Below are 10,623 nucleotides of genomic sequence, written 5' to 3'. Positions count from 1 at the left end.
GGCATCATCCCGACCCCGATCACCATGGACGAGCTCGAAGACATGCTCATGGAGCACGGCATCATGAAGCAGGTCGACGAAAGCGAAGTCGGCAAAACCGCCGCCGATCTCGCCGCGATCGCGTAATAAGAAATGGCGTCAGTCTCTCCTCTCACGGACGAGAGAGTGGCGCCTTTCAACGCCGAACATCACGCGGCTCCGCGCGCAAGCGCGGGCCGCGTGCCGAATGACGCGAACGACCGGACGCCGAATGCGCCCGCGAGTGAAGTTTGCGCCGCCGCCCTTTATCGCAAATTGACGGGCGTCTCGCCGGAAGCGGCGATTATTGACATCGATGAAGATTTCGACAGGCATGTCCTCGCCTGCGTCTTGGCGCTCGCCGCGACCGAACCTGCTCCTTTGACGTCTCAGACCGGCCTTACTGAGGCGGAGCTGGAATCGCTCATCTCGCGCACTTTCGTCGACAGCAAATTCACCGCGCCGCCAAGCTCCGATCGCGCGCGCGCGGCTGGCGTCGACGAAGATGAAATCGAAATTGTCCGGGACCTTCTCGCGGCGAACAGATCCACCCAAGGCGATTGCGGTCTTTGGCTCGCGGCGATGGTGGCGCGCCGTGCGCTGGAGCCAAACCATCTTTGGGAAGACCTCGGCCTTAGAAACAGAACCGAACTCACGCGGCTCCTGGAGCGGCATTTTGGACCGCTCGCCATCCGCAACGACAAGAACATGCGCTGGAAGCGCTTTATCTACCGGGTGATGTGCGAAGCGGACGGCTTTGTGATGTGCAGCACGCCCGTCTGCACCAATTGCGCCGATTACAATCAGTGTTTCGGCGAGGAAGCCGGATTGAGCCGGGTGGCGGGGGACGGCGTCTCGAAGGAAACAATGCGAGACTGACGCTCATCGGCCCTGTCGGCCATGTTTGTGTCGTAAACAATACAATTAAAATCGCAAATTGTTGTAATTGCGCTATATATTGCGGCGCACCCCTGGCATATGCATTGCTTAATCCTTACCCAGCGAAGCAATTGAATTCGGGGGTTCCGGGCATGATTGTCGTCTCAGATACCGCCATCGCCGCGGTCAAGGAAGCGATGGCGCAAGCCGGCCAGCACGAGGGCGGTCTCCGGATCCTGGTTAAGGAAGGCGGCTGCGCGGGATACCAATATGTCGTCGATCTCGACAAGGAGCAGAGGAGCGACGACATCGTGGTCGAAGCGGGCGGCATCCGCTTCTTCATCGATCCTGCGTCTCGCCCGCGGCTGGAAGGGATGACGCTCGGATATAAGCAGGACCTCGCGGGCGCGGGCTTCACCTTCGAGAACCCGAACGCGACTTCCACCTGCGGCTGCCAGAAGTCCTTCAACTGAAGCCAATGAGCGACTCGAATGCGGAACAGGATTCCATCCTTCGAGCGTTGGACGCTTACGAAGCAAAGCCCGTGTCTGGGGCCTTGAAAAAGGGGGCGCGCCGCATCCTGCGCCCGAGAGGAGCGAGCGGCAATCTTGCTCGATCAGGTCGATGTTCCAGTCGAAACGCATAGAGAAATCCGAGCAAATCAGCGGCCCGCAGGGACCCTATGCGCGAGAGGTCGTGCTTAATGACACGACCTTGCGGGATGGCGAGCAGGCGCCTGGCGTCGCCTTCACAGTCGCCGAAAAAGTCGAGATCGCGCGCGCCCTTTCCAAGGCTGGCGTCACCGAACTCGAGGCGGGCACGCCCGCTATGGGGGCTGAAGAAATCGGCGCGATCCGTTCGATCGTGGAGGCCGGTCTGCCGCTGACGCCCATCGCCTGGTGCCGCATGCGGCGCGAAGACGTCGACGCGGCGATCGCCTCCGGCGTGACGATGGTCAATCTCTCCGTTCCGGTTTCGGATACGCAGATCGAGATAAAATTGCGCGGCGACCGTTCGCGCGTGTTGGAGCAGACGAAGAGCGTCGTCGCCTATGCGCGCGGCAAGGGCCTGGACGTCGCTGTCGGCGGCGAGGATTCCTCGCGCGCGCATCCCGATTTCCTCATCGAAGTCATGGCCGCCGCTCGGGGCGCGGGCGCGCGCCGGTTCAGGGTGGCCGACACGCTGAGCGTGCTCGATCCGTTCTCCGCCTTCGATCTCGTCGCGAAGCTCCGCGCCGAGACGGATATGGAGCTCGAGATTCATTGCCATGACGATCTTGGCCTTGCGACGGCGAACACGCTCGCCGGGATCAAGGCGGGCGCGACCCATGCGTCCGTCACCGTGATCGGGCTTGGCGAGCGCGCGGGCAATGCGCCGCTCGAGGAAGTGGCGATGGCCGCCATGCAGCTCTACAAATACCGAACGGGCGTGGTGCTGACCGAATTGCAGAATGTGGCCGCTCTGGTCTCCGCCGCCGCAAGACGGCCGATCCCGTTGAACAAATCCATCGTCGGGGACCATGTCTTCACGCATGAATCGGGCATCCACGTCGACGGCTTGCTGAAGGACCAGCGCTCCTACGAAGCCTTCGATCCGCGTATCCTCGGCCGGGCGCACCGGATCGTCATCGGCAAACATTCGGGTTCGGCGGCGGTCACGGCGGCGCTGGACGGCCTGAGTTTGCCGGCCAGTTCGGAAGAGCTCAGCCAGATCGTGGCTTTCGTCCGGGTTCACGCCCTTAACCACAAGGAGCCGGTCAGCGGCGAGCAGCTGACCTCGATTTGGCGCAACGTGCGCGAACAATCGGCGTCGAGAGGTCTGTGAGGATACGATGCTCGAATGCGCGAAAGAGGCCGTTCACGAAACCGCCCCGGACCGGAATATTCGGCGTCCGACCCGGCTGCAGCTGGTGTGGGAGGATTTGAGCTGCGTTTCCCTGCGGGATCCGGCGGCCCGTGGAATGCTTGAAACCTTGCTGACCTATCCGGGCGTTCACGCCGTCATCTGGCATCGGCTCGCGAACTGGCTTTGGTTGTGTAACTTTCGTTTCGCGGCGCGCTTCATCTCCTGGTTTGCAAGGTTTCTGACAAATATCGACATTCATCCCGGTGCGACCATTGGCCGCCGTTTTTTCATCGACCATGGCGCGGGAGTCGTTATAGGAGAAACCGCCGTCGTCGGCGACGACGTGACTCTCTATCACGGGGTGACGCTTGGCGGCGTCTCATGGTCGCCGGGAAAACGACATCCCACGATCGAAGACGGCGTCATCATCGGGGCTGGGGCCAAGATTTTGGGGCCGATCACCGTCGGCCGCAATTCGCGCGTGGGCGCCAATTCCGTGGTCATTGAAAACGTCATGCGAGAAGCGACGGTTGTTGGCATTCCCGCCAGGATCGTGCATCGTGAAATGAGCCGTTGCACCTTCGATGGGCGCATCAATCTCAATCATCATTTGATGCCGGATCCGGTCGGGGAAGCGTTCGCGGTTTTGGTCGATCGCGTGGAATTTTTGGAGACGCGCCTGTCGCATCTCCAGCAGCGCTTGCGGGATAAGGAAGGCCGCCCGAATAAAACAAGCGACGCGGCGCCCAAGCTACCGGAAGCAAGGATCATATAGAGGAGACTGAAATGACCGACGCCCCAGGCATTTTGGAGCAGCTGCGAAAGGCTTCTTCCGCCGAAGATTTCTTTTCGCTGCTCGGCGTGGACTACGACCCCAAGGTGGTTAACGTGGCGCGCCTGCATATTTTGCGTCGAATGGGCCAATATCTCTTCAGCGAGGATTTCTCCGCCGCCTCCGACGGGGAAGTGACGGAAAAATGCAAAGCTTTTCTGGAGCGCGCCTATGAGGATTTCCTCAAGTCGTCGCCGATAGACGAGCGTCTGTTCAAGGTCCACAAGGACGCGGTCAAGCCGGCTGCGCCGCCGACATTGGTGCAACTCAACGTTCTAAAGTGAGCAAAGGACCATCGCAGTGCACATTGTCGTTTGTATGAAGCAGGTGCCCGACTCGGCGCAGATCCGCGTTCATCCGGTGACGAACACGATCATGCGCCAGGGCGTTCCGACGATCATCAATCCTTACGATCTTTTTGCGATCGAAGAGGCGCTGCGGCTACGCCAGCAGTATGGCGGCGAGGTCACGATCCTGACCATGGGGCCGCCTTCGGCGGAGGATAGTCTGCGCAAGGCGTTGAGCTTCGGGGCCGATCGCGCGGTTCTGCTGACCGATCGCTTTTTCGCCGGCGCCGATACGCTCGCGACGACCTATGCGCTCGCGACGGCCATCCGAAAGATCGGCGCCGAGTTCGGTCCCCCCGATATCGTCTTCACCGGCAAGCAGACGATCGACGGCGATACCGCGCAGGTCGGACCGGGGGTCGCCAAACGGCTCGGATTGCTTCAGCTCACCTATGTTTCGCACATCAATTCGGTCGATCTCGAAAACCGCATGATCGAGGTTGAGCGGCGCGCCGAGGGCGGCGTGCAGACCCTGCGCAGCAAGCTGCCCTGCCTTATCGCCATTCTCGAAGGCGTCAATGAGATACGCATTGGTTCGCTGACTGACGCGCTGAAGGCGGCGCGGGCGGAAGTCGTCAAATGGAGCGCGCAGGACGCCGGCGTCGAGGACATCACGAAATGCGGTCTGCGCGGGTCGCCGACCATTGTTAAAAAGGTCTTCGCGCCGAAGCCGCGCGCCGAGAAGGCCGAGCTTCTGGAGCTTGGCGAGCAGCCTGGAGAGGCGCTCATCGAGGAACTCTTCAAGCGGCGCCCGAAGCTCGAGAGCGAACTCGAGAAGCTTTCAAGAGGCTACTAGCCTATCCAGAAACAGGAGCGAGAAGAATGAGTGACGCACCAAAAGCTCCTGCTCCGGCGGGGCGCGCGGCGGCCAAGAAGGAGCTGCCCGAACATCTCAAAGCATACAAACACGTATGGACCTTTGTCGAACAAGAGCGGGGGCAGGTTCATCCCGTGTCCTGGGAGCTCTTGGGCGCGGGGCGCGAACTCGCCAACAAGCTTCGCGTCGATCTCGCCGCGGTCGTCGTCGGAGAGCCAGGCGAAGCGACGCAGGCGGTCGTGCGCGAGGCCTTTTGCTATGGCGCCGATCTCGTCTATCTCGTCGCCGACGATCTCCTGAAGGACTATCGCAACGAAAGTTACACCAAGGCTTTGACCGATTTGGTCAATGTCTATAAGCCCGAGATTCTGATGTTGGGCGCGACGACGCTTGGCCGCGATCTCGCCGGCTCCGTGGCGACCACGCTGCTCACGGGACTGACCGCCGACTGCACCGAACTCGATGTCGACGCCGAAGGTTCGCTCGCGGCGACGCGGCCGACATTTGGCGGCTCGCTGCTGTGCACGATCTTCACGCTGAATTACCGACCGCAGATGGCGACCGTGCGACCGCGCGTGATGCCAATGCCCGAGCGCGTCGAAAAGCCGCTTGGCCGCGTCATCGAGCATCCGCTGGGGCTGGTCGAAGACGACATCATCACTAAAGTGTTGTCTTTCCTGCCGGACCGCGATTCTTCGAAATCCAATCTCGCCTATGCGGATGTTGTGGTGGCGGGAGGTCTTGGACTCGGCTCTCCCGAAAATTTCCAACTCGTTCGGCAACTCGCCTCGGTGATCGGCGCCGAATATGGTTGTTCGCGGCCTCTCGTCCAAAAGGGATGGGTGACTTCGGACCGCCAGATCGGCCAGACCGGCAAGACGATCAGGCCGAAGCTTTACATTGCCGCGGGGATATCCGGCGCGATTCAGCACCGGGTCGGCGTCGAGGGCGCCGATTATATTCTCGCGATCAACACCGACAAAAACGCGCCGATCTTCGATTTTGCGCATCTCGGCGTCATCACCGATGCGGTACGACTTTTGCCTGCATTAACGGAAGCATTCCGTAAGCGACTGTCTCCGAATCAGCGCGACCGGCTCGCGAGCTAAGGAGAGAAAGCCCATGATCGACGAACGCTTCGACGCTATCGTGGTCGGCGCTGGCATGGCGGGCAACGCCGCCGCTTTGACGCTCGCGCGAAGAGGACTCAAAGTCCTGCAACTGGAGCGGGGAGAATATTCCGGCTCGAAAAACGTGCAGGGCGCGATCCTTTATTCGGACATGCTCGAAAAGCTCGTTCCGGATTTCCGGGAAGATGCGCCGCTGGAGCGTCATCTCGTCGAGCAGCGCTTCTGGATGATGGACGACAACTCGCATACCGGGCTGCACTATCGTTCCGACGACTTCAACGAAGAGCGTCCCAATCGCTACACGATCATTCGTGCGCAATTCGACAAATGGTTCTCCAAGAAGGTTCAGGAGGCCGGCGCCACCGTCCTTTGCGAAACGACCGTGACGGAATTGCTGCAGGATGCGCGAGGCAAGGTGATCGGCGTCAGGACCGATCGCAAGAACGGTCAAGTGGCTGCGGACGTCGTCGTGCTCGCCGAGGGCGTGAGCGGACTGCTCGGGACCCGCGCCGGACTGCGCGACAGGCCGCCGCCGGACAAAGTCGCGCTTGCCGTGAAGGAAATGCATTTCCTGCCGAGCGAGACGATTGAAGCCCGTTTCAATCTTCGCGGCGATGAAGGCGCGGTGATCGAAGCCGTCGGCACGATCTCCCACGGCATGACGGGAATGGGTTTCATCTATTCCAACAAGGAGTCGATCTCGCTTGGCATCGGCTGCCTCGTGTCGGACTTCGAGAAATCCGGCGAGACGCCCTACGGGCTCCTCGAGAAGTTCAAACAGCACCCTTCCGTTCGGCCGCTCATCGAAGGGTCTGAGGTCAAGGAATATTCGGCGCATCTCATTCCGGAGGGCGGCTACAAGGCGGTGCCGCAGCTCTACGGAGACGGCTGGGTCATGGTCGGCGACGCGGCGCAGTTGAACAACGCCATCCATCGCGAAGGCTCCAATCTCGCGATGACCTCCGGTCGGCTGGCGGCGGAGGCGATCTTCCAGGTCAAGTCGCGTCGCGACCCCATGACCAAGGAAAATCTGGCGCTCTACAAGAAAATGCTCGACGATTCCTTCGTGATGAAGGATCTGAAAAAATACAAGGATATGCCTGAACTATTGCATATCCAGTCGCAGAACTTCTTCCTGACATATCCGCAGCTCGTCTCGAAGGCGATGAGCAATTTCGTTCGCGTCGACGGCACGCCGAAAGCGGAAAAGGAAAAGAAGACATTCCGTTCATTCATTCAGGCGCGATCCTGGTCGGGTCTGTTTGGCGACGCCTTCAAGTTGGCGCGAGCGTGGCGCTAGTCGGGAAATTCTCGACGGTTGGAAACGGAGATGGAAATGACCACTGAGTCTTCCGTAAGGGTAGAGGACAAGCTCTATCTCAATCGCTATCTTGTCGACGCCGGCCGCGCCCATATCAAGGTGAGGCCTCATACGAAGCCGTCGCCGCAGCTCCTCAGCCTTTTGAATGTCTGCCCGGCCCATTGCTATGAGCTCAATTCGGCCGGCCAGGTGGAAATCACGACCGATGGCTGCGTCGAATGCGGAACTTGCCGCATCATCGGCGAGCCCACTGGCGACATCGAATGGAACTATCCGCGCGGCGGCTATGGGGTTCTGTTCAAATTCGGCTGATCTTGACGGTTGGCTTTATGCAATAGGCGTTTTGCGCAGCCGCTTCATGCTGCGCGTCGCCGAACGGCAAATCTCGACTTGCGCCTAACTGAAATATCGTCGCGACTGATTTAGCGATGACCCTTATCATGCGCATTATCGGGGTCATTGCGCATCCAGTCCGCTAGCTTCGCGAGATTCTGATAGAGATGCTCGCGCATTTCCACATCGGGGACTGTTGTAGCGAGGGCCTGGCTCATGCAAAGCAGCCAGGCGTCCCGTTCCTGCGGTCCGATTGAAAGATGCATGTGGCGCATGCGCAATCGCGGATGTCCTTTCTGCGCGGAATATTCCCTAGGCCCGCCGAGCCATTCCGCAAGATATACTTTCAAGATCGCGCGCGTCGGTCCGAGATCTTGCGCGTGCATCGCGCGAATGGCCTGCGCCTCGGGCAGCGTCTCCATATTGTCGTAGAAGGCGTCGACCAGGCGATCGACGGTGGTCGCCCCCCCGATGCGGGCGAAGGGTGAAGTATCGCTAAGCGTCGCTGACGTCATGGTTCAACTTTCGCAGTGGTTTGCGCCAAGCGTTTATGCGCACGGGAGGAAATTGACGCGCCAACGGCCGCCGCGTCTATCTGTGAAGTCTGTCAATGATGGGTGACATTGACGGGGACAGCGGTCGTTCGGAGCCGCCAAAAGGCGCTTCTGATCGCCTTCGAGGTCGCTTCGGCGATCGCGCGGCCCCTGTCGTCCGTGTCCGTCCAGCTCGAGTCTCGTCCGCGCGGATCGACTTCAATGAGCTTCACTCCCTCGGGAATATGGGCGCCGTCGCGGGCGACGCCGCGCAAGAAGCCGTCCATGGGCGCATGGACTTCGAGCCCGTCGAGTCGGCCGATGACGAAATTCTTGAAGACCCGAGCGCCGATGTCGAGCGGCGTATGCCACACGCCGGGGCGACTCGAATAGACAAAGCGTTCCTTGCCAACCCCGCCAAGAAATCGGGGCGCGCCGTCCGGATGCCGCGTGGTTCCCTCTTCCAGCATTTCTCCCGTATGGGAGGGATGGGTTTCTATGGCGATGTCGCAGTTGACGTCCGCGGTGAAATTCGGGCCGAGACCGATCGAAAGGCCTGAGATCGCGCGCAAATTTGGCGTCAGCTTGTGCTTTTGAATGCGGGCGTCGACCAAGATATCGGGGACGCGGAGAGCAAGTATATCGGTGAGTTGCAGGGAGCTGACGGCGACGAGACCCGCCTCGGACAGCACTTGGACAATTTCCAGATTGCTCTCGGCGCGACGTCCGCTCACGCCGTCGACTTCCGCGCGATCGTCGAATAGTGCGTCATGGAAAGCCATTCCGCGGCGGATGACAGGGGGATAGGGGTCGTGACTGAGCACCACGCGAAACCCTTCGCGCGTCAATTGAACCGCTACCGCCGAGGCGATCTCATTCGTGCCTAAGATGACGACGAAATGCCCGCTCTTGTCTGACAGAAATTTGTGCAACAATCCCGCCATCGGCCCCTCCGCCCGCGCTTCGCAAAGCAAAGAATGCGCCAGCGATGGAGATAAGCTTCTGGGATAATGCGGTCTTCATCTTTGGCGAGAGGTTTTCCGCCAAGTCGAAAGCGCCGCGCTTTTCAAGCGGCGATCGCTGTTCCTTCGCGCTTATAATTCCACATAGACAAATTTCGTCGCTTTCACGGTGGGGTAATTTTCGCGCAGCGCCTTCGCGATCTTTCCCACCAGCTGCTTGTCGCTCGCCGCCGATGACCCGACGAAGTCCGTTCCCTGCATCCAGGTTTCAAAGAAGCAATGGAGCGTCTCGTCATAATCCGCGCCGGTAGGATTTGCGGTCTTATCCGCAAGATCGGCGACGCCTTCCGGGCTGACCTCCAAGCGCCAGTCGCGATCGTCTTCGACCGAGCCGATCAATGCGGCGAGTTCCGCCTCCGTCCAATCCTTTTTGAGGTCGACAGGCATAATAGAGCCACTCCCGTGATTGCCAGAGCTTCTTCCTTTGGAGACGCGAGGCAAATTAGAGGCCAATAGAGCGCGTCATCGTTCGACCTCAAAACTCCCTTCAGGAGGCAGAAGCAATCATTGCTCGGCGAATATCGGCGTCACGCCCTCCGCATCCACGTATACGATTCCATCCTCGATTTTCACGGGATATTCGGCGAGCGGCGTTGCATGAGGATGCGTCGGCTGGCCCGTGTTCATGTCCCAGGTCCAGAAATGAACGGGGCAGGTGAGCGTCGCGCCGTCGAATTCCGCCTCCGCGAGCGGCGCGTTCGTATGCGGACAAACGCCCTGAAATCCTTTGACGACGCCGTCCTCCGGCCATGCCAGAACGACAAGCTGGGAGTCGACGATCACGATGCGCATGCCGCCCTCGACAAGCGTGTCTTCCTTGCAGACCCTGACGAACATTTCGTTCCTCTATGGCGCGACCAGTCATAGGAAACGCCTTTGGCGGCGTATTCTTCTCAAAGCAGCAAAAATTAAGCCGCCGCTCCTCGAGCTACGCTTCGGTCGCGCTGCGCCGCCGAAAAATCAGGCTCAAATTATTCGCGGGCATTGCGATGATTTGGGGCTCGGAGAAACCATGCGCCACGCCGCATTCGACGACCGCCTCGATATCCCTCACGCCCCAAGCCGGGTTTTTATTGCGGAGCCAGGCGTCAAACTCTTCGTTGCTTTGACTCGTGTGCGCGCCCGCGCGCTTATAGGCGCCGTAAAGATATAAGGGCGCGCCGGGAGCCAAAATTCTATTTGCGCCCCTGAACAGTCCCTCAGTGGCGGCCCAGATCGAAATATGGATCATATTGATGCAAAGGATTGCATCCGCTCTCTCTAACGGCCAATCGGCGCTCGCCGCGTCGAGCGCGAGGGGCGCACGAACATTTTGAAGTCCCGACGTTTGGGTCCAGGCCGCGATGCTTTGACGCGCGCCTTGGTCGATATCGGAGGGACAGAACACAAGCTCGGGAAAATGCGCCGCCAGATAGACAATGTGTTCGCCGGAGCCGCTTGCGATCTCAAGCGCAACGCCTTGCTTGGGCAAGTTGGAACGCAGGACGTCCAATATCGGTTCGCGATTGCGCGCGACCGCTGACGCCGTCTGACGATGGGTTTCCAT

At 60.0% G+C, this 10,623-nt stretch carries 14 protein-coding genes and 1 pseudogene; 10 read left to right on the top strand and 5 right to left on the bottom strand.

The genetic code is table 11. The features are described 5' to 3' along the window. The 10 genes and pseudogenes from nifH to V3H18_RS00850 all read left to right on the top strand — a co-directional run. Positions 1 to 126: pseudogene (gene nifH, locus V3H18_RS00895) on the top strand (nitrogenase reductase); the annotation flags it as partial. Between the two features lie 6 nt (positions 127 to 132). Further along, complete coding sequence (locus V3H18_RS00890) at positions 133 to 897, top strand: nitrogen fixation protein NifQ (protein ID WP_332079978.1); 765 nt, start codon at positions 133 to 135, stop codon at positions 895 to 897. A 152-nt stretch (positions 898 to 1,049) separates the two neighbouring features. Beyond that, positions 1,050 to 1,370: a HesB/IscA family protein gene (locus V3H18_RS00885; protein ID WP_332079977.1), complete on the top strand. Its 321-nt coding sequence runs from the start codon at positions 1,050 to 1,052 to the stop codon at positions 1,368 to 1,370. Between the two features lie 151 nt (positions 1,371 to 1,521). After that, positions 1,522 to 2,721 (top strand): homocitrate synthase, encoded by a 1,200-nt coding sequence (nifV, locus tag V3H18_RS00880; RefSeq protein ID WP_332079976.1) that lies wholly within the window; start codon positions 1,522 to 1,524, stop codon positions 2,719 to 2,721. 7 nt (positions 2,722 to 2,728) lie between these two features. Next, positions 2,729 to 3,517: a serine O-acetyltransferase gene (gene cysE / locus V3H18_RS00875; RefSeq protein ID WP_332079975.1), complete on the top strand. Its 789-nt coding sequence runs from the start codon at positions 2,729 to 2,731 to the stop codon at positions 3,515 to 3,517. A gap of 11 nt (positions 3,518 to 3,528) precedes the next feature. After that, positions 3,529 to 3,858, top strand: coding sequence for a nitrogenase stabilizing/protective protein NifW (gene nifW, locus V3H18_RS00870; protein ID WP_332079974.1), 330 nt, complete (start codon positions 3,529 to 3,531; stop codon positions 3,856 to 3,858). Positions 3,859 to 3,874: 16 nt separating this feature from the next. Next, the gene (locus tag V3H18_RS00865; RefSeq protein ID WP_332079973.1) at positions 3,875 to 4,717 is read left to right on the top strand and encodes an electron transfer flavoprotein subunit beta/FixA family protein; all 843 of its coding nucleotides are present in this window, start codon (positions 3,875 to 3,877) and stop codon (positions 4,715 to 4,717) included. Between the two features lie 26 nt (positions 4,718 to 4,743). After that, positions 4,744 to 5,847: an electron transfer flavoprotein subunit alpha/FixB family protein gene (locus V3H18_RS00860; RefSeq protein ID WP_332079972.1), complete on the top strand. Its 1,104-nt coding sequence runs from the start codon at positions 4,744 to 4,746 to the stop codon at positions 5,845 to 5,847. Positions 5,848 to 5,860: 13 nt separating this feature from the next. Next, positions 5,861 to 7,168 (top strand): FAD-dependent oxidoreductase, encoded by a 1,308-nt coding sequence (locus V3H18_RS00855; protein WP_332079971.1) that lies wholly within the window; start codon positions 5,861 to 5,863, stop codon positions 7,166 to 7,168. A gap of 36 nt (positions 7,169 to 7,204) precedes the next feature. After that, positions 7,205 to 7,501, top strand: a complete 297-nt coding sequence (locus V3H18_RS00850) for a ferredoxin family protein (protein WP_332079970.1) — start codon at positions 7,205 to 7,207, stop codon at positions 7,499 to 7,501. Positions 7,502 to 7,611: 110 nt separating this feature from the next. On the opposite strand, the gene V3H18_RS00845 is transcribed toward V3H18_RS00850, so the two are convergent. The 5 genes from V3H18_RS00845 to V3H18_RS00825 all read right to left on the bottom strand — a co-directional run bounded on the left by V3H18_RS00845 (position 7,612) and on the right by V3H18_RS00825 (position 10,623). Beyond that, positions 7,612 to 8,037, bottom strand: a complete 426-nt coding sequence (locus V3H18_RS00845; protein WP_332079969.1) for a group II truncated hemoglobin — start codon at positions 8,035 to 8,037, stop codon at positions 7,612 to 7,614. A gap of 92 nt (positions 8,038 to 8,129) precedes the next feature. After that, positions 8,130 to 8,999 (bottom strand): xanthine dehydrogenase, encoded by an 870-nt coding sequence (locus V3H18_RS00840; RefSeq protein ID WP_332079968.1) that lies wholly within the window; start codon positions 8,997 to 8,999, stop codon positions 8,130 to 8,132. 150 nt (positions 9,000 to 9,149) lie between these two features. Next, positions 9,150 to 9,464 carry a hypothetical protein gene (locus V3H18_RS00835; RefSeq protein WP_332079967.1) on the bottom strand — a complete coding sequence of 105 codons (315 nt, stop codon included), beginning with the start codon at positions 9,462 to 9,464 and terminating at the stop codon, positions 9,150 to 9,152. A 117-nt stretch (positions 9,465 to 9,581) separates the two neighbouring features. Further along, positions 9,582 to 9,914, bottom strand: a complete 333-nt coding sequence (locus V3H18_RS00830) for a Rieske 2Fe-2S domain-containing protein (protein ID WP_332079966.1) — start codon at positions 9,912 to 9,914, stop codon at positions 9,582 to 9,584. A gap of 91 nt (positions 9,915 to 10,005) precedes the next feature. Next, positions 10,006 to 10,623: a DUF938 domain-containing protein gene (locus tag V3H18_RS00825; RefSeq protein WP_332079965.1), complete on the bottom strand. Its 618-nt coding sequence runs from the start codon at positions 10,621 to 10,623 to the stop codon at positions 10,006 to 10,008.

This window comes from Methylocystis borbori, assembly GCF_036576025.1.
GTDB lineage: Bacteria > Pseudomonadota > Alphaproteobacteria > Rhizobiales > Beijerinckiaceae > Methylocystis > Methylocystis borbori.
The sequence above is the reverse complement of the archived record's forward strand: the minus strand, read 5'-3'. Positions and strand labels throughout refer to the sequence as shown.

Bases quoted from the DNA above. Each gene is read 5' to 3' on its own strand.
- V3H18_RS00890 (WP_332079978.1), top strand. From the start codon at position 133: ATGGCGTCAGTCTCTCCTCTCACGGACGAGAGAGTGGCGCCTTTCAAC.
- V3H18_RS00885 (WP_332079977.1), top strand. From the start codon at position 1,050: ATGATTGTCGTCTCAGATACCGCCATCGCCGCGGTCAAGGAAGCGATG.
- nifV (WP_332079976.1), top strand. From the start codon at position 1,522: ATGTTCCAGTCGAAACGCATAGAGAAATCCGAGCAAATCAGCGGCCCG.
- cysE (WP_332079975.1), top strand. From the start codon at position 2,729: ATGCTCGAATGCGCGAAAGAGGCCGTTCACGAAACCGCCCCGGACCGG.
- nifW (WP_332079974.1), top strand. From the start codon at position 3,529: ATGACCGACGCCCCAGGCATTTTGGAGCAGCTGCGAAAGGCTTCTTCC.
- V3H18_RS00860 (WP_332079972.1), top strand. From the start codon at position 4,744: ATGAGTGACGCACCAAAAGCTCCTGCTCCGGCGGGGCGCGCGGCGGCC.
- V3H18_RS00855 (WP_332079971.1), top strand. From the start codon at position 5,861: ATGATCGACGAACGCTTCGACGCTATCGTGGTCGGCGCTGGCATGGCG.
- V3H18_RS00850 (WP_332079970.1), top strand. From the start codon at position 7,205: ATGACCACTGAGTCTTCCGTAAGGGTAGAGGACAAGCTCTATCTCAAT.
- V3H18_RS00845 (WP_332079969.1), bottom strand. From the start codon at position 8,037: ATGACGTCAGCGACGCTTAGCGATACTTCACCCTTCGCCCGCATCGGG.
- V3H18_RS00840 (WP_332079968.1), bottom strand. From the start codon at position 8,999: ATGGCGGGATTGTTGCACAAATTTCTGTCAGACAAGAGCGGGCATTTC.
- V3H18_RS00835 (WP_332079967.1), bottom strand. From the start codon at position 9,464: ATGCCTGTCGACCTCAAAAAGGATTGGACGGAGGCGGAACTCGCCGCA.
- V3H18_RS00830 (WP_332079966.1), bottom strand. From the start codon at position 9,914: ATGTTCGTCAGGGTCTGCAAGGAAGACACGCTTGTCGAGGGCGGCATG.
- V3H18_RS00825 (WP_332079965.1), bottom strand. From the start codon at position 10,623: ATGGAAACCCATCGTCAGACGGCGTCAGCGGTCGCGCGCAATCGCGAA.